15 protein-coding genes are annotated in these 17,795 nt (G+C 69.6%); 9 read left to right on the forward strand and 6 right to left on the reverse strand.

Annotation, left to right across the window (positions count from 1 at the left end):
- Window positions 1-54: 54 nt before the first annotated feature.
- Window positions 55-1,527, forward strand: coding sequence for a peptide MFS transporter (locus BBK82_RS27250; protein ID WP_065917557.1), 1,473 nt, complete (start codon window positions 55-57; stop codon window positions 1,525-1,527).
- 162 nt (window positions 1,528-1,689) lie between these two features.
- Here BBK82_RS27250 and BBK82_RS27255 read toward each other — a convergent pair whose 3' ends face one another.
- Complete coding sequence (locus BBK82_RS27255; protein WP_065917558.1) at window positions 1,690-2,979, reverse strand: cytochrome P450; 1,290 nt, start codon at window positions 2,977-2,979, stop codon at window positions 1,690-1,692.
- 31 nt (window positions 2,980-3,010) lie between these two features.
- Entirely contained in the window at window positions 3,011-3,604 is a 594-nt protein-coding gene (locus BBK82_RS27260) for a TetR/AcrR family transcriptional regulator (protein ID WP_065917559.1), read from the reverse strand.
- Between the two features lie 140 nt (window positions 3,605-3,744).
- Here BBK82_RS27260 and BBK82_RS50600 point away from each other — a divergent pair, with 140 nt between their 5' ends.
- The 7 genes from BBK82_RS50600 (at window position 3,745) to BBK82_RS27290 (ending at window position 12,232) form a co-directional block, all read left to right on the forward strand.
- Complete coding sequence (locus tag BBK82_RS50600) at window positions 3,745-3,912, forward strand: hypothetical protein (RefSeq protein WP_154697531.1); 168 nt, start codon at window positions 3,745-3,747, stop codon at window positions 3,910-3,912.
- Between the two features lie 218 nt (window positions 3,913-4,130).
- On the forward strand, window positions 4,131-6,149 hold the full coding sequence (locus BBK82_RS27265) for a PQQ-dependent sugar dehydrogenase (protein WP_083268879.1): 2,019 nt from the start codon (window positions 4,131-4,133) through the stop codon (window positions 6,147-6,149).
- A 200-nt stretch (window positions 6,150-6,349) separates the two neighbouring features.
- Complete coding sequence (locus BBK82_RS27270; protein ID WP_237047594.1) at window positions 6,350-7,552, forward strand: glutamate-cysteine ligase family protein; 1,203 nt, start codon at window positions 6,350-6,352, stop codon at window positions 7,550-7,552.
- Window positions 7,549-8,853 carry an ergothioneine biosynthesis protein EgtB gene (egtB, locus tag BBK82_RS27275; protein WP_065917562.1) on the forward strand — a complete coding sequence of 435 codons (1,305 nt, stop codon included), beginning with the start codon at window positions 7,549-7,551 and terminating at the stop codon, window positions 8,851-8,853. The genes BBK82_RS27270 and egtB overlap by 4 nt, the downstream gene beginning before the upstream one ends.
- Before the next feature lie 3 nt (window positions 8,854-8,856).
- The gene (gene egtC / locus BBK82_RS27280; protein WP_065917563.1) at window positions 8,857-9,585 is read left to right on the forward strand and encodes an ergothioneine biosynthesis protein EgtC; all 729 of its coding nucleotides are present in this window, start codon (window positions 8,857-8,859) and stop codon (window positions 9,583-9,585) included.
- A complete protein-coding gene (gene egtD, locus BBK82_RS27285) occupies window positions 9,582-10,553 on the forward strand; it encodes an L-histidine N(alpha)-methyltransferase (protein WP_065917564.1) in 972 nt (323 codons plus the stop codon). The genes egtC and egtD overlap by 4 nt, the downstream gene beginning before the upstream one ends.
- A gap of 59 nt (window positions 10,554-10,612) precedes the next feature.
- Window positions 10,613-12,232 (forward strand): alpha/beta hydrolase, encoded by a 1,620-nt coding sequence (locus BBK82_RS27290; RefSeq protein ID WP_065917565.1) that lies wholly within the window; start codon window positions 10,613-10,615, stop codon window positions 12,230-12,232.
- Here BBK82_RS27290 and BBK82_RS27295 read toward each other — a convergent pair.
- Both BBK82_RS27295 and BBK82_RS27300 read right to left on the reverse strand, forming a co-directional pair.
- Window positions 12,180-13,340 carry a hypothetical protein gene (locus tag BBK82_RS27295; protein ID WP_065917566.1) on the reverse strand — a complete coding sequence of 387 codons (1,161 nt, stop codon included), beginning with the start codon at window positions 13,338-13,340 and terminating at the stop codon, window positions 12,180-12,182. The genes BBK82_RS27290 and BBK82_RS27295 overlap by 53 nt on opposite strands.
- Complete coding sequence (locus BBK82_RS27300; protein ID WP_154697532.1) at window positions 13,337-14,053, reverse strand: sulfite exporter TauE/SafE family protein; 717 nt, start codon at window positions 14,051-14,053, stop codon at window positions 13,337-13,339. The genes BBK82_RS27295 and BBK82_RS27300 overlap by 4 nt, the downstream gene beginning before the upstream one ends.
- Before the next feature lie 94 nt (window positions 14,054-14,147).
- Between BBK82_RS27300 and BBK82_RS27305 the strand changes: the two genes are divergently transcribed.
- A complete protein-coding gene (locus BBK82_RS27305) occupies window positions 14,148-15,914 on the forward strand; it encodes a LamG-like jellyroll fold domain-containing protein (RefSeq protein WP_065917567.1) in 1,767 nt (588 codons plus the stop codon).
- On the opposite strand, the gene BBK82_RS27310 is transcribed toward BBK82_RS27305, so the two are convergent.
- Together BBK82_RS27310 and BBK82_RS27315 are read right to left on the reverse strand one after the other, a co-directional pair.
- Window positions 15,874-16,797 (reverse strand): sigma-70 family RNA polymerase sigma factor, encoded by a 924-nt coding sequence (locus BBK82_RS27310; protein ID WP_065917568.1) that lies wholly within the window; start codon window positions 16,795-16,797, stop codon window positions 15,874-15,876. The two genes, BBK82_RS27305 and BBK82_RS27310, sit on opposite strands and share 41 nt — an antisense overlap.
- A complete protein-coding gene (locus BBK82_RS27315) occupies window positions 16,794-17,756 on the reverse strand; it encodes a helix-turn-helix transcriptional regulator (protein WP_065917569.1) in 963 nt (320 codons plus the stop codon). The genes BBK82_RS27310 and BBK82_RS27315 overlap by 4 nt, the downstream gene beginning before the upstream one ends.
- Window positions 17,757-17,795 lie beyond the last annotated feature (39 nt).

Here is a 17,795-nt window from a genome sequence, read left to right on the forward strand (position 1 = left end):
GGCGTAATGTGCACCGGATCCGCCGTGACATCGTTGACACGAGAGGACGATGACGTGAGCGCCCCTAGCGCCAGCATCCCCGGCAAGCAGGACACAGGATTCTTCGGTCATCCCCGAGGCCTGTCCACGCTCTTCTTCACCGAACTGTGGGAGCGGTTCTCCTTCTACGGGATGAAGGCCATCCTCGGCCTCTACCTGTGGACAGCCGTGTCCGAGGGCGGCCTGGGCGTCGACAAGGCCCTGGCGCTGTCCGTCGTCGCCATCTACGGCACCGCGGTCTACATGTCCGGTGTCGCCGGCGGCTGGCTCGCCGACCGCGTGTGGGGTGGCCAGCGCGCCACGTTCTACGGCGGCGTCCTGATCATGTGCGGCCACATCGCGCTGGCGCTGCCGATCGGCATCACCGGCGTGTACCTCGGCCTGATCTTCATCGTGTTCGGCACCGGCCTGCTCAAGCCGAACATCTCGACCGTCGTCGGCGGCCTGTACGACAAGACCGACACCCGCCGCGACGCCGGCTTCACGGTGTTCTACATGGCGATCAACATCGGTGGCTTCGTGTCGCCGCTGATCACCGGCGCGCTCGCGGACGGCATCGGCTTCCACGCCGGGTTCGCCGTCGCCGCGGTCGGCATGGCGCTGGGCCTCGTCCAGTACCGCCTGGGCCGCAAGCACCTGCGCGGGTCCGCCGCCGTGGCGCCGAACCCACTGCCCGCCGCCGAGAAGGGCCGCGTCTACGGTCTCATCACCGCCATCTCGGTCGCGATCGCCGCGTTCGGTGTCGTCGCCTACGTCGTGGGCGACGTCGAGGGCGTCATCCTGATGATCAGCATCATGTCGATCGTGCTGCCGATCGCGTACTTCACCGTGATGCTGCGCAGCAAGAAGACGCTGCCGGAGGAGAAGCCGCGGGTCGTCGCCTACATCCCGCTGTTCGTCGCGGCCGCGATGTTCTGGCTGATCTTCGAGCAGAGCGCGTCGGTCATCGCCGAGTTCGCCGACTCGAACGTCGACAACCACGTGTTCGGCTGGGAGTTCCCGGTCGCGTGGTTCCAGTCGATCAACCCGATCATGATCATCCTGCTGGCGCCGCTGTTCGCCCTGCTGTGGGTGAAGCTCAAGGACCGCGCGCCGTCCACGCCGCGCAAGTTCGCGGGTGCGCTCGTGCTGGTCGGCCTGTCGTTCGTGCTCATGTACTTCGCGAGCAACTCGGCGGCCGACGGCAAGGTGACGCCGCTCTGGCTCGTGCTGATGTTCCTGATCATGACCGCCGGTGAGCTCATGCTGTCGCCGGTCGGCCTGTCGGTCACGACGAAGCTGGCGCCGCGCGCGTTCGCCTCGCAGACGATGAGCCTGTGGTTCCTCGCGACCTCGGCCGGCACCGGTGTGGCGGCGCAGCTGGTGAAGTTCTACACGACGAGCCCGTCGGCGTACTTCCTCACGCTGGGTGGCGCGGCCGTGGTGCTCGGCATCGCGCTGGCGCTGTCGGCCCCGGTGATCAAGAAGCTGATGTCGGGCGTCGAATAGGGGTGCGCCGCCCACAAGGCGAGAGGGAGGCCCGTCGCGGCGGCGGTGCGGCGGGTCTCCCTCTCACTTTCAAGCATGCACTACGGAGATGTGTCATTGGGGCACGAACATTGCTCCAGACAGGTGAAGTCCGGCACGTGCTTCCGCGAACTTCGCCCCACGTCAGGTCGACTTCACCGCCAGTGATCGTTTGGGTTCGTTCGCGCGAACCGGAAGTCGCAACGCGCCGCGGATGAGCTTCGACCTGCGCCGCGCCATCGGGCCGTCCTGCGCTAGGTTCGGGAAGCGCTTGAAGAGCTCGTGCAACGCGACCGCGCCCTCGATGCGCGACAGGCCCGCGCCGATGCAGTAGTGGATGCCCGCGGAGAACGCGAGGTGCTCGCGCGCGTTGGACCGCGTCGGGTCGAACTTCAGCGGGTCGGAGAACACCCGAGGATCGCGGTTCGCCGCCGCGAGCAGCAGCATCACCGGCATGCCCTTCGGCAGTGAGACACCGGCCAGCTCAAGGCGTTCCTTCGGCCAGCGGATCGTGTACTGCACCGGCGGGTCCAGCCGCAGCACCTCCTCGACGAACCCCTCCGCGTACTCCGGGCTCTGCGCGAGCGGCGCGACCGTGTGCGGGTTCTCGAACGCCTTCAGCACACCGTTGCTGATCAGGTTCACCGTCGTCTCGAACCCGGCGAAGAGCAGCAACCCCGTGGTGGCGACCAGGTCCTCGCGGCTGAGGTCCTCGTGCTGCGTCACGAGGTGGCTGACGATGTCGTCCTTCGGGTCGCGCCGCCGCTCGTCCATCAGCCCGTCGATGAAGTCGTTGTACTCGACGATCGTGGCGTGCAGGTTCTTGAGCTGCTTGTGCGACCACACGCCGTCGAGCGTCTCGGCCAGCGACGAGCCCCAGCGGGCGAACAGCGCCTTGTCGTCGTCCGGCACGCCCAGCAGGTCCGCGATCACCTGGATCGGCACCTGCGACGCGAACTCCGCCACCACGTCGAACCGGTCGTCCAGCCGGTCGAGGTAGCTCGTGACGATCTTCTGGATCGACGCGGTGCGGTCCTTCAGCGCGCGTGGCGTGAAGAACGGCTGCACCAGCTTGCGCAGCCGGGTGTGGTCCGGCGGGTTCTTCATCAGGAACGAGTCCTGCACCGGGTTCACGATCTTCTCGCCGTCCTTGACCAGCGTGATCGGGATCATCGACGCCTCGTCGAACGTCGCCGTGACGAACCGCGGGTCGCGCAGCACCGAGTCGCACAACGCGCGCGACGGCGTGACGTAGGCGCCCATCTTGCTGCGGACCATGTCGCCCTTGGCGCGCACCTTCTCGTACATCGAGTACGGGTCGCGATCCGGCGGCGACGCCATGACACCGGCGTACGGGTCACCGATCAGCGCGTAGCCGCGCACGAGAGAGCGGAGCGCGAAGAACTGGACGGTGGTCTTCAGCGAGGACGGCATGCGTCCACATTGAGGTTTAAGTGAAGAAGCTTCAAGAGCTACGACGGTGGCGGCGCACGGTTTCTTCCACCAGATCGAGTACCGGCTCCATGTCGTCGGCAGGCAGCCCCATCGCCAGGTGCGACACCAGGCCCTCCAGCACGAGCTCCAAGAAGCTCGTCAGAACCGTCACGTCGACGTCGTCACGCAGGTTGCCCGCCTCGCGCTGGCGCAGCAGGCGCTGCCGGGTCGCGGCCGTCAGCTGCTCGGACCGCTCGGCCCAGCGCGCGCGGAAGTCGGGGTCGGTGCGCAGCCGGCGGGAGACCTCCAGCCGCGTGCCCAGCCAGTCGGCGGCGTGCTCCTCGTCCCGCTTCGCCGGCTCTTCCAGCAGGTCGCGCATGACCTGCACCAAACCCTGCTCCGCGACCACGTCCGCCATCCGCAGCGCGTCGTCCTCGGCGAGCGCGAGGAAGAGCGACTCCTTGTCGCGGAAGTGGTGGAAGATCGCACCGCGGGACAGTCCCGTGGCCTCTTCGAGACGGCGTACCGTGGCACCCTCGTAGCCGTGGCGGGCGAAGCACGCGCGCGCACCGTCGAGGATCTGGCGACGGCGGGCGTCTAGGTGGTCCTGGCTGACCCTGGGCACCTGGAGATGGTCCCAGGCTCAGGACGGGAAATCCAATCCGTACGTACGGATTGGACAGCTCCATCCGTGTGATCCTTTCGAGTGGATCTTCCGCCGGGCCTGCGCGGACGCGGCTGCCACCACCAATATCCTCCACCGGCATGGAGCCGCAGGAGATCATCAAGCTGTCGGCGTTCGTCGAGCGCCTCGGGTGGCGGTCGCGGCGCGTCTCCCCGAGCGTCCACGTGGTCGACCTCCTGCTGAACCGCACGGCCACCGACCTGATCGCGGTGCTGGCGGAGAACCGGGATCCGGAACTGCGGAGGTAAGCGCTTTCCGGCAGCTCCGAACAAGGGTTGACTGAAGGGGTCACCGGTGGTGTGATCTGCGCGACAGTCAAGAAAGTTTCTATTCGAAATAGGTCCCGCCGCCGCTCCGAGTGATCCCCGACCGTCTTGTGGGAGGCACAACAGTGGCACCGAACAGAGGCCGGGCGTTACGCGCGCTCGGCACGGCTGGCGTCGCGTTCGCGACGGCCGTCGCAGTGATGTCGGTAGCAGAGAGCGCACTCGCCGCGGCCGTCCTGGAACAGGAGGCGGAGAACGCGACGATCACCCAGGGCGTCGTGGAGTCCAACCACACCGGCTTCTCCGGCGCGGGCTTCGTCAACTACGACAACGTCGTGGGCTCCTCGGTCGAGTACACGATCAACGCCGACGCCGGCGGCGAGCACGACCTCACGTTCCGCTACGCCAACGGCACGACGGTCGACCGCCCGGTCTCGGTGACCGTCGACGGCACGGGCGCGCAGGCGGTGTCCTTCCCCGGCACCGGTGCGTGGACGACGTGGCAGACCCGCACCGCGCGCGTCACGTTGAAGGCGGGCCCGAACAAGATCCGCGCGACCGCGACGACCGCGAACGGCGGCCCGAACGCCGACAAGCTGACGGCGGTGCTCGCCGGCCCGCCCGACAACGAGGCCCCGACCCCGCCGCGCGACCTGCGGTTCGTGTCCTCCACCCACAACTCCGTGTCGCTGAGGTGGGAGGCCGCCACGGACAACGTGGGGGTGGTGGGCTACGACGTCTACCAGCACGGCCAGCTCGTCACGAGCGTCGGCAACGTCCTGACGGCCACCGCGACCGGCCTGCGCGCGGACACCGAGTACGACTGGACCGTGTTCGCGAAGGACGCCGCGGGCAACGTCTCGCAGGCCTCGAACAACGTCCCCGGCCGCACCCGGCCGGCCCCGCCGGACGGCCAGGCGCCGACCACGCCGGGGAGCCTGCGGTCCACCGGAACCACCACGACCAGCGTGACGGTCGCCTGGACCGCCTCCACCGACAACGTGGCGGTCACCGGCTACGAGGTCCACGTCGACGGCGCCCTGAAGCAGACCGCGGACGGCACCGCCACCTCGTCGACCATCGCGGGCCTGGTGGGCGGCCAGGAGTACCGGGTCAAGGTGCGCGCCAAGGACGCGGCGGGCAACCTCTCGCCGTTCTCGAACGAGATCGCCGTGCGCCCCGGCCAGGGCGGCGGCACCGGCATCCCGAACCCCGGCACCGTGAAGCAGGTCGTCGGCGGCGTCGACGTCGCCTGGGGCACCGCGTTCCTCCCCGACGGCTCCGCGCTGGTGACCGAGCGGGAGACGTTCAACGTCCTGCGCGTCACCGAGTCCGGCACCAAGACCGTGCTCGGCAAGGTCCCCGGCGCTCAGGGCACCGGCGGTGAGGGCGGTGCGCTCGGCATCGAGGTCTCGCCGACCTGGGCCACCGACCGGTTCATCTACGTCTACCACACCTACAGCGGCGGAAACCGCCTGGTCAGGGCCACGTTCGACGGCACGCGGCTGGCGAACTGGACCACGTTGCTCGACGGTGTGCCGAAGAACCGCTACCACAACGGCGGCCGCCTGCGGTTCAGTCCGGACGGCCGGTACCTGTTCATCTCCACCGGCGACGCCCAGAACGGCAACAACGCCCAGAACCTCAACACCAACGCCGGCAAGATCCTGCGCGTCCACCCGGACGGCTCCATCCCGGCCGACAACCCGTTCCCCGGCAAGGCGATCTGGAGCTACGGCCACCGCAACGTCCAGGGCCTCGACTTCGACTCGCAGGGCCGCCTGTGGGCCTCGGAGTTCGGCAACTCGCGGCAGGACGAGGTCAACCTGATCACCAAGGGCGGCAACTACGGCTGGGAGCCGTGCGAGGGCACCACCGGCAACTGCGCCGGCACCGTCCCGCCCAAGAAGACCTGGTCCACCTCCCAGGCCTCACCCTCGGGCCTGACCATCATCAACGACCACGTCTTCGTGGCCACGACCGTCGGCCAGCGCATCTACCGCATGCGCATCGACGCGAGCGGCAACCTCGTCGACCAGCAGATCTACTTCCAGGGCAGCTACGGCCGCCTGCGCACGGTGGAGGTGGACAAGGAAGGCGACATCTGGCTGAGCACGTCCACCGACAAGGACGGCACGGCGGGCAACGACCGCATCATGCACATCGACATCGTGTACGAGGGCGGTTCCCGGCTCTCCTCGCGCGCGATCACCGACTGAACAGCCGGCGGCGACGGGGCGGTGGCGTGAACGTGAACGAATCGGGCAACTCGATACACCTCCCCGTCAAACCCGCTGTGCACACGCGTGCACGCAGGCCACGTCCTTGATCTGTAAGGATTTGCACGCCTGCGAGAGCGTGCGAGCCGCAACACCCGCGTGTAGCGTCGATTGGGCTACGCGATCACGGGGAGTGTGTGGTGAAGACTGCGCTGCGTGACCAACCGGCGCCGGTCAGGTTTGCTGACCGCGCCGAGGCCGAGGCTTACGTCGCCTCGGTCTGCTTCAAGCACGGGCCTCCGAAACTGTTCGGCGTGGAGCTGGAGTTCACGGTCCACCACGCCGAAGACCCGGCAGCACCACTGGACCACCGAAGGCTGGCTGCGGCGCTCGGAGTGCACGCGCCGCCGACACTGGTTCCGGACAGCCCGCAGAGGCCGCTTCCCAGCGGCACGCCGCTGACCGTCGAACCGGGTGGGCAGGTCGAGATCTCCACACCTCCCTGCACCTCCCTCCCCACACTCTTCACCACCGTCGAATCGGACCTCACCGAGCTCACCGCGCTGCTCGCGGACCAGGGACTCGTGCTCGGCGACCAGGGTGCCGACGCGCACCGGACGCCCAGCCGGATGCTCAGAGTGCCGCGGTACGCCGCGATGGAGCACGAGTTCGGCCGGCTCGGCCAGGACGGCATCTCGATGATGTGCAGCACCGCCGGGCTGCAGGTGTGCCTCGACTTCGGCGAGGAACAGGACCTCGAATCGCGGTGGGCCGCCGTGCACCAGCTCGGGCCGGTGATGGTCGCGCTGTTCGCGAACTCGCCGGGACTGGGCGGACAGCGGCAGAACTGGGCGTCGGCCCGGATGCGGACCCTGTACGGCACGGATCCCGTGCGCACCAGACCGAGTGCTGTGTGCGCCGATCCGGCCCAGGCCTACGCGCGACGGGTCGTCGACACGCCCGTCATCGTCGTTCGTGGACCGGGTCCGAACTGGATCCCGCCCAGACGTCTCACCTTCGCCGACTGGATCGGCGGGGCGCTCGACCGGAGCCCCACGAGTGACGACCTCGACTACCACATGTCGTTGATGTTCCCGCCGGTGCGGCCGCGCGGGTACATCGAGATCCGCTACCTCGACACGCCGCCGCCGGGCGGCTGGATCGCGCCGAGTGCGCTGCTCGTCGCGCTGTTCAGCGACAAGTCCGTTGTGGACGGTGTGCTGGCGGCGACGGAACGGGCCTCCGGGCGGTGGCTCGCCGCCGCCCGGTACGGGATGGCGGACGAACGCATCGCCAGGGCGGCGAAGGACGTCGTCGCCCTCGGCATCGACGCGTTGCACCGCACCGGTCTCTCCGACGACCAGATCAGCGCCATCGGCCAGGAGCTTGAGGGGAAGCTGTGACCAGCCAGAACAATGGTGGCGATCTCCGCGAGCGCGTGGCAGAAGAGCTTCTGCGTTCGCGCGCGCGTTCCACCGCCTTGACCGACGCCGTCGACGAGCACGACCTCGTGCGGCAACACTCCAAACTCATGTCGCCGCTGGTCTGGGACCTGGCGCACATCGGCAACCAGGAGGAGCTCTGGCTCGTCCGCGACGTCGGTGGCCGGGAACCGGTGCGCAGCGACATCGACGAGTTCTACGACGCGTTCAAGTACGGCCGCAGCGTCCGGCCCGAGTTGCCGCTGCTCAACCCCGTCGAGGCCCGCCAGTACGTCGGTGACGTGCGCGGCAAGGTGTTCGACGTGCTGGAGAAGGTTCCGCTGGAGGGCCGCAGGCTCGTGGAGAACGCCTTCGCGTTCGGCATGATCGTGCAGCACGAGCAGCAGCACGACGAGACGATGCTCGCCACCCACCAGCTGCGCACCGGCGAACCCGTCCTGCACGCACCGCCGCCGCCCGCCGGGACGCTGATCGCCCGGACGGAGGTGTTCGTCCCCGGTGGACCGTTCGAGATGGGCACCTCGGACGAACCGTGGGCGCTGGACAACGAACGCCCGGCGCACACCGTCCACGTGGACCCCTTCTTCATCGACACCACCCCGGTCACCAACGCCGAGTACGCCGAGTTCGTCCTGGCCGGCGGGTACCGCGACCGTCGGTTGTGGACGGACGAGGGCTGGATGCACCGCACGCACGGCAAGCTCACCGGACCGCGGTTCTGGCACCGTGAGGGAACGAGCTTCAGCCGCACCGCGTTCGGCGTGACCGAGCCGATCGTGCCGGACGAACCCGTTGTGCACGTGTGCTTCCACGAGGCCCAGGCCTACGCGACGTGGGCGGGCAAGCGGCTGCCGACCGAGGCCGAGTGGGAGAAGGCCGCGCGGCACGACCCGGCGACCGGCACCAGCCGCCGGTACCCGTGGGGCGAGGAGGAGCCGCGCGAGGAGCACGCCAACCTCGGTCAGCGCCACCTCCGCCCGGCACCGGCGGGCGCCTACCCGGCCGGTGCGTCCGCGTACGGCGTGCACCAGCTGATCGGTGACGTCTGGGAGTGGACCTCAACGGACTTCCACGGCTACCCGGGCTTCGAGGTCTTCCCTTACCCCGAGTACTCGAAGGTCTTCTTCGGACCCGACTACAAGGTGCTGCGCGGCGGTTCGTTCGGCACCGACTCCTCGGCGATCCGCTCGACGTTCCGCAACTGGGACTACCCGATCAGGAGGCAGATCTTCGCCGGTTTCCGCTGCGCCAGGGACGCCTAGGCGATGTGCCGCCATGTGGCTTACCTCGGCCCCGCCGAACCCCTGGACGACGTGCTCTTCGACGCGCCCGACTCGTTGGAGCGGCAGGCTTTCGCGCCGCAGCAGATGCACGGTGGCGGCACGATCAACGTCGACGGGTACGGCGTGGGCTGGTTCCCCGGGCCGGTCCGGTACCGCCGTGCGGGGGCGATCTGGGCCGACGCGAACCTGCGCCAGCTGGCCAGGACGACGCTGTCCACGGCGTTCCTCGCCGCGGTGAGGTCCGCGACGACCGGCATGCCGGTGGTGGACGGGGCGTGCGCGCCCTTCACCGACGGCACGTGGCTGTTCAGCCACAACGGCCGTGTCTCCGAGTGGCCGGAGTCCGTGGCCGAGCTCGCGAAGACCCTTCCCGTGACCGACCTGCTCACCATGGACGCGCTGACCGACTCCGCTCTGCTGTGGACGTTGGTCAGGCGCAGGCTGGAGACCGGGAAGAATCCCGCCGACGTGCTCGTTGAACTGACCAAGGAGGTGGTGGCCGTCGCACCCGCGTCGCGCCTCAACTTCCTGATGACCGACGGTTCGGTCATCGTCGGCACGACGTGGACCCACTCGCTGTGGGTGCACCAGGACGAGGAGAGCGTCACCGTCGCCTCCGAACCGCTCGACGGCGACCCGGCGTGGCGGGAGATCCCCGACCACCACGTCGTCATCGCCGATCCATCCACTGTGGAGGTTCGACCCGCATGACCGAGCCGGTGCTGGACGTTCACCTGGGGCCCGAGGACGCCGCGCACGCCCTGCGCGCGGACGTGCGCGCAGGACTGACCGCGGAGCCGAAGTGGCTGTCTCCGAAGTGGTTCTACGACGCGGCGGGCAGCGCGTTGTTCGAGGACATCACCCGCCTGCCCGAGTACTACCCGACCAGGGCCGAACGCGAGGTGCTCGCCGAGCGCGCGGCCGAGATCGCGGCGACCACGGACGCGGGCTCACTGGTGGAGCTGGGTTCCGGTTCGTCGGAGAAGACCCGGCTGCTGCTCAGCGCGTTGCGCGAGCACGGCACGCTCACGCAGTTCGTGCCGCAGGACGTCTCCGTCTCCGCGCTCACCGAGGCCGCGCACGCGATCATGGCCGACTACCCCGGTCTGCAGGTGCACGGCGTGGTCGGCGACTTCACCCAGCACCTGGGCCTGCTGCCGGGCGAGCCGCCGCGGGTGGTCGCGTTCCTGGGCGGCACGATCGGCAACCTCATCCCCGAGGAGCGGGAGAAGTTCCTGCGCACGGTCCGCGACGTGCTGGAGCCGGGGGAGTGGCTGCTGCTCGGCACGGACCTGGTGAAGGACCGCGAGACGCTGGTGCGCGCCTACGACGACGCGCAGGGCGTGACCGCGGCGTTCAACCGCAACGTGCTGAACGTGCTCAACCGCGAGCTCCACGCGGACTTCGACGTCGCCGCGTTCGAGCACGTGGCGTTGTGGAACCCCGAGCGGGAATGGATCGAGATGCGCCTGCGGGCCACACGGGCCATGACGGTGAGGATCGCGGACCTCGGTCTCACGGTGGAGTTCGCCGAGGGCGAGGAGCTGCGCACCGAGGTGTCGGCGAAGTTCCGCCAGGAGGGCGTGCGGCAGGAGCTGGAGGACGCCGGGTTCGCGTTGCGCCGCTGGTGGACCGATGCGGAGGACCGCTTCGCCGTCTCCCTGGCCCAGGCCGAATGAGGACACAACCCTCCGATAGGCGGGTACAAACGGTGCGCCCGCAGTGATGGGCTGCACCGGTGACGTCTTCCCTTGCAACCCGTGCCACCCGCGCGGCGCTCGCCTCGGCGCTCGCGCTCGGCACCATCGCCTCCGGTCTGGGCGCGAGCACCGCCTCCGCCCAGACCGGCGCCGCCGCAGTCAGACCCGCCGCTTGGGGGCCGTGCGCGGCGGATGTGCTCGCTTCGATCCCGGTCGCCGAACGCACCAGGGTCAGCTGTGCCATCCAGGAAGTGCCCGTCGACCACTCGCGTCCGCGCGGTGACACGACGGGCATCATCATGATGAAGCGGCCGGCGACCGACCCGGCCAAGAAGATCGGATCGCTCTTCATCAACCCCGGCGGCCCCGGTGGCGCCGGCCTCATCTACGGCGCGTTCGGCGCGAGCTTCTTCACGCCGGAGGTCCTCGAGAAGTTCGACCTCATCGGCTTCGACCCGCGCGGTGTCGGCCGCAGCGCCCCGCTGCGCTGCTTCCGCACCCAGGAGGAGGCCGACGCGGTCAACGAGGGCTGGTACGCCCTGCCGACGACCAAGGACGAGATCGCCAGCTCGATCCGGCAGTCCAAGGCCTACACGGACTACTGCAAGATCAACGCCGGTCCGCTGCTCAACCACATGTCGACCGAGGCCGTCGCCCGTGACCTCGACATGCTGCGCGAGTCCGTCGGTGACCAGCAGCTGACCTACGTCGGCTTCTCCTACGGCACGCTGCTCGGCGCCACCTACGCGAACATCTTCCCGCAGAAGTCGCGCGCGCTCGTGCTCGACGGCAACGTCGACCCGCAGCTGCGCCTGACCAACGGCGCGGAGTACGACCGCCAGCGCGCCAAGGGCTTCGAGATCGCCCTCGACGGCTTCCTCAAGCGCTGCGACACCGTCGGCGTGGAGAAGTGCGCGTTCGCCGGCAACGCCCGCAAGAAGTTCGACGGCATCCGCGAGACCCTGCGCAAGGGCCCGACGACGCTGCCGGGCGGCACGCAGGTGACGCTGACCGACGTCGTCGGCCGCACCGCGAGCAACCTGTACAACCCCACCACGTTCAAGGCGCTCGCCACGTGGCTGCAGTCGATCCACGCGGCGCAGAACCCGGCCGCCGCGACGGACGCCGCGCAGACCATGAGCGTCCAGTCCGTTGTGGACGTTCCGGTGCTGAACAACAACGGCGGCCTGGCCGACGTGCGCGGCCTGCCGGAGACCCCGTACACGAGCGACGACTCGTACTACGCGGTCAACTGCATCGACAAGCCGTTCGCGAAGACGACCCGCAACTGGGCGTCGACCGCGGCCAAGTGGGAGAGGGAGTCGCCCACGTTCGGCCGCTACCAGGCGGCCTCGGACGCGCTGACCTGCCCGACGTGGCCGACGCGCAACCCGGACCGCTGGATCGGCCCGTGGAACCGCAAGACCAAGAACCCGATCGTCGTGGTGGGCAACTACTACGACCCGGCCACGCAGTACGAGTTCGCCCGCCGGATGGCGAAGCAGCTGGGCAACGCGCGACTGATCAGCGTCGACGCGTTCGGCCACTGCATCCTGGGTGACTCGGCCGGTGCGGACGCCGCGGTGACCAGGTACCTGGTCGACCTCACGGCGCCGGTGAACGGTTCGGTGTACCACCCCAACGTGCAGCCCTTCTGAGCGCAGGCGCTGCCAGCAGCACTCCCGCAGTGAGGAACGGCGTCAGCGGGGCCACCGCCAGAGCGACCACGGCGATGGCCCCGTTGAGGCCGTTCTTGCTCAGATAGGCCCAGATCCCCAGCGCGAGCCCGGTCGCGATCGCGATGATCGTGACCAGCAGCAGCGTCCACTGCTCCTGCCGGTCGGTCAGCGCGAGTGCCAGCACCCCGATGCCCGCCAGGTAGAACGGGTCCCGGCGCGGCCCGAGTGCCGCGGCCGCCGCGGCGAACACCGGGATCGCCGCGTACTCGGGAGCGGCCCACAGCACGGCGCCGAACACCACCGCGGCGACGGCGACCCGCCAGCTGTGCCGCCGGATCGCCCAGACCAGCACAGCCGCCACGACGAACCACACCGGCGTGTACGTCAGCATGTCGTCGTAGGAGTAGCCGAGGCCGCCGATCCCGGCGCCTCTGTCGGTGCTGACCGCCTGCGCCGGGCGTTCCTCCGCGGAGTACCAGCCGGGTGCACTGCCGCACACGGCTCCGGGCAGGGTGCACGGGTTGATGAGGAACATCGGGCTGAGCGTCATCGTGTACGCCGCCAGTGAGCCGAAACCGGCGATCGCGAGCGCCACCCACGCGGGCCTCGGCGCCACGGCCACGAGCAGCACCGCCACCCCGAACGCGATCCAGACCACCTCCGGCATGGCGTCGACCACCTGATGACCGGGGAGCACGCCCAGGAAGGTCAGCCCGAGCGCGACCGCCAGGACCGCGATCCCGCCGGAGTACAGCGGTCTGCGCGGCGCGGCTGCGAGCGCCGCGGCGGTGAAGAGCAGCAGCGCCGGGATGAACGCCCGGTCGGTGAACAGCACGAGCGCGCCGAACACGACGGCGGCCGCGCCCATCCGCCAGCTCCGGTGCCGGATCGCCCACGCGACGAGCCCGGCGGCGATCACCAGCCGCGGCGAGGCCAGGTCGGGGGCAAGGCCGGCGTGGGTCGCCCCGATCCAGCCGGGACCGGCCGGTTGCACCGCGATCGTCGCGAGCCCGGCGAGCACGAACGTCACCCACGCGGGCCGGGTGAAGTACAGGAAGACCGCCGTCGCGGCCGCGAACCAGATCACGACAGCACGCTCCGCACGATCAGCACCACCGAGCTCAGCCCGGCGACGACGAGCATCGGCGTGCGGATCCCGCCCGCGTCGACCCGCTTGCGCAACGGCCCGGAGAGCAGGAACCCGGCGACCAGGAACGGGATCAGCACGACCCCGGCCCACAGCTGGTGCGCGGTCACCTGCCCGGCGCTCACCAGCGCGATGATCGACGCGCCGGAGCCGAGCACGAAGAACGCCGCCAGCGTCGCCCTGACCTGCGGGCCCGCCTGGTTCTGGTAGAGCAGTGCGACCATCGGCCCGCCCACCGAGGTGGCCGTGCCGAACGACCCGCTCGCGAACCCGGCCGTGACCAGCGACTTCGGCCTCGGCGACGGCCGCCACGTCGTGATCGACAGCAGCACGCACGCCAGCACCGAGCCGCCGACCACCAGCCCGAACCCCTTCGGGTCGAGCGCGTCGACGACCAGCACGCCCACGACCGTGCCCGGCAGCCGCCCGGCCATCGCCCAGCCGACCCCGCGCCAGTCCACGTGCCCGAACTCCCGCGCGAGCGACATCGACGCGTGCGCGGCGGCGACCATGAGCACCGGCACGGGCAGCAATGTCGGATCGAGCAACGCGATCAACGGCACGGCGACCAGCGCCAGCCCGAACCCGATCAACCCTTGTAAGAGGCCGCCCAGCGCGACGACGACCCCGGCAACCGCTATCCCCCAGCCCATGGTTCGCGATGCTATCCAGTGGTCCGATCGGCGGAAGACCAGGTTTCGCCCGCTGTTCTCCTGACGTTGGTCAAGCGCACCTACAGTCCGCGCCATGACCTCGTCCCGCCGCAGTTTCTTGATCGGCACCGGCGCGACCGCCGCCGCTGCCGCGCTGGTCACACCCGGTTCCGCAGTCGCTGACAACGTTGTCGGCTCTGGTCGCCCCGATCCGGAGGCGCGGCGGTTCACGCTCGCGGTGATCCCGGACACGCAGTACATGTTCGACATGGACCGCGGCGACTCGGCTCCGTTGAAGGCGACCCTGCAGTACCTGGTCGACCACCAGAGGTCCGAGAACATCGTCTTCATCAGCCACCTCGGCGACCTGGTCGAGAACGCGCAGAAGAGCGAGATCGACGACATCAGCGAGCGGTTCGAGGTCCTCGACCGGCGCCGGGTCGGCTACAGCGTGCTCGCAGGCAACCACGACGTGCCGGACTCGCGCAAGGACGACCAGCGAGGTCGCACGCCGTACCTGGACAGGTTCGGGCCGCAGCGGTTCCGGCACTCGCCGACGTTCCGCGGTGCCAGCGCGGACGGCTACAACACGTTCCACGTGTTCCGCGCGGCCGGGAAGGAGTGGCTGGTCCTGGCGCTGGACTGGCGCATGTCCGCCAAGGGGTTCGACTGGGCGCGCTCGGTGCTGGCGAAGCACCCGAAGCTGCCGGTCGTCCTCACCACGCACGAGCTCGCCTACGACGGCGGTGACGGCACGGCCGCGATGTCCGACTACGGCCGCCGGCTGTGGGACGAGCTGATCAAGGACAACGACCAGGTCTTCCTGACGTTGAACGGGCACTTCTGGCCGCCGGCGCGGGCGACGATGCGCAACTCGGCCGGCAACGAGGTGCACGTGCACATCACGAACTACCAGGACCGCTACTACGGCGGCGGCGCGATGATCCGCCTGTACCACTTCGACCTCGACCGCAAGACGATCGACGTGCGCACGCTGTCGCCGTGGCTGCTCGGCAAGAGGTCGCTGAACCCGTTGGAGCGCGGGGAGATCGAGCTGACCGGCCCGGCCGACCGGTTCAGCGTGCCGATCGACTTCGAGCAGCGCTTCGCCCGGTTCGACCCGCCGGTGCTGCTCGCGCCGCAGCCCGTCCGCGACGTGCTGGTGAAGGGCACGGTCGCGTACTGGCGGCTCGGCGAGGGCCTGAAGGACCTGTCCGGCAACGGCAACGACCTCGTCCAGACCGGTCTGCTGGCCGCTTCCGAGGACCACCACCGGTTCGCGCCGTCGCACCACTCGTTGTTCTTCGGCAAGAACGGCTACCTGTCCACTGTGGAGTCCGCTCCGCTCAACCGGCAGACGTTCGAGCGCGGCTACACCGTCGAGCTGTTCCTCAAGCTGCCCAGCGGTTTCAACCACCCGTGGTGCGGCCTGTTCACCAAGCTCGCGCCCGGTTCGGCGGCCGGCAAGACCGGTGACGACCCGAGCGAGCCGATCGCCACGCTGAACGTCGCCGGTGGCGGCCAGCTGCAGTGGGCGGTGTTCCCGCGCAACCTGCCGGGCATCTCCACCAACTGGGGCCACGAGATGGACTACGAGACGTGGTGGCACATCGCGGTCGTCAACGACGGCGTGCACACGACCCTGTACGTCGACGGGTCACCGTTGCTGCGCAACCCCTCGACGCCCGCGCGCGGCATCTCGACCGCCGGTGACCCGTGGCTCGTCGGTGCCTACGCGTACAACCGCGTCGTGGAGAAGTCGCTGCACGGCTGGATCGGTGACATGCGGGTGGCGAACCGCCCGCTGGACCGGTCCGAGTTCATGCGGTCGCGGGCAGCCCGAACCGCGGGAACAGACTGAGGTCGAAGAACGACGAGACGCGCGTGATCCGGTCGGCCGCCTCCAGCACCTGGAGGTTGAACGGCCGGTACACGCCGTCCTCGCCCTCCAGGTAGAGGCCGTAGGCGGGCTGGCCGTTCGCCTCGGTCGCGATCATGCGCGCCTTGCCCGGCACCGCGGGGCACTGGTTCGCCAGGTGCCACGCCACCATGTCCGGGCCGTGGTACCACTGCGGGTACGGCGGCATCTCCCAGACGACGTCCTCGCTGAACATCGCGACGATCGCCGGGATGTCCTTGGCCACGAACGCCCGCACCCAGCGGTCCAGCAGCTCCTTGGCGTCCTGCGGCTCGGTGACCTGGTCCTCGCTGAGGTCCGTGAGCTGCGCGTGGGCCCGTTGCAGGGCGCTGTTGACCGCCGCGACCGTCATGTCCAGCTGGTCCGCGGTCTCGGCGGCGCTGAGCTTGAGCACGTCGCGCAGGATCAGCACCGCGCGTTGCCGCGGCGGCACGTGCTGCAGCGCGGCGACGAACGCGAGCCGCGTGCTCTCCCGTTCCGCCACGATCGCCGCCGGGTCGGTCGGGAACGGCTCCAGCCACGGCACCTCGTGGTCCTGGGTGAGCGGGTCGTCCTGCGCGGCCCCCTGCGCACCGAGCCCGAACGGCAACGGCCTGCGCGTGCGGCCCTCGAGCGCGGTGAGGCAGGCGTTCGTGGCGATCCGGTACAGCCACGTGCGCACCGACGACCGGCCCTCGAACTGCCCGTACGCCTTCCACGCCCGCAGGTACGTCTCCTGCACCAGGTCCTCGGCGTCGTGCAGCGAGCCGAGCATCCGGTAGCAGTGCGCGAGCAGCTCGCGCCGGAACTCCTCCGCCGCGGTGGCGAAGTCGGTCGTGACCGTCACGCCTGCACTCCAATCGCGTTGCGCATGCGTTCGATGAGCGTTCCGATGTGGTCCCTGAGCTCGGGCGGTTCGTGCACCTCGAACTCGAAACCGAGGTACAGCAGGTAGAACACCATCCGGTCGAGCGACTCGGCTCCCGTGCGCACCAGGCAGGTGTCGTCGTCGACCGCTTCCAGCGAGACCGCGGTGGGGGAGGAGCGTTCGGCGACCGCGTGCACGGGTGCGTGCACCGTGAGCACGGCCTGGTAGGTGTAGACGCTCGACGCGACCTGGCGGGACACGAACTCGCCGAGCTCCGGCGTCGGTGGTTCGCGCGGCGTGAACCGCGCGGCGAGCCCCGGTTCGCCCGTGATGCGGTCGACCCTGAACGTCCGCCAGTCCTGTTTGGACACGTCCCACGCGACCAGGTACCACCTGCGCCCGGTGTGCACGAGCCCCTGCGGTTCGACGAGCCGCTTCGCCGGCTCACCGTGCGTGGAGGCGTAGGTGAACCGGAGCTGCTGGTGGTCGCGGCAGGCGGCGGCGATGATCGTGAGCGTCTCGGCGTCGACCGTCGGCCCGCCCGCGGTCAGGGGAGTGGTGTGGGCCTGCAACGCCTGGACACGCCTTCTGAGCCGGCTCGGCAGGATCTGTTCGAGCTTGGTGAGCGCGCGCACCGACGTCTCCTCGATGCCCGCGACCGTGCCGTTCGCCGCGGTCCTCAGTCCCACCGCGACGGCCACCGCCTCGTCGTCGTCCAGCAACAGCGGCGGCAGCTCGGCCCCGGCCCCCAGCCGGTACCCGCCCGTGGCGCCGGGCAGCGACGTGACCGGGTACCCGAGGCTGCGCAGCTTGTCCACGTCACGCCGGATCGTGCGCACGTCCACGCCGAGCCGGTCGGCGAGCTCGGGGCCGGTCCAGTCGCGCCGCACCTGCAGCAGCGAAAGGAGCTTCAACAGCCGTGCGGACGTCTCCAGCATGTGCGGAAGTCTAAGTTCCGTTGCGGACAACGGCCTGAG

Origin of the sequence: Lentzea guizhouensis (genome assembly GCF_001701025.1) — a bacterium.
GTDB lineage: Bacteria > Actinomycetota > Actinomycetes > Mycobacteriales > Pseudonocardiaceae > Lentzea > Lentzea guizhouensis.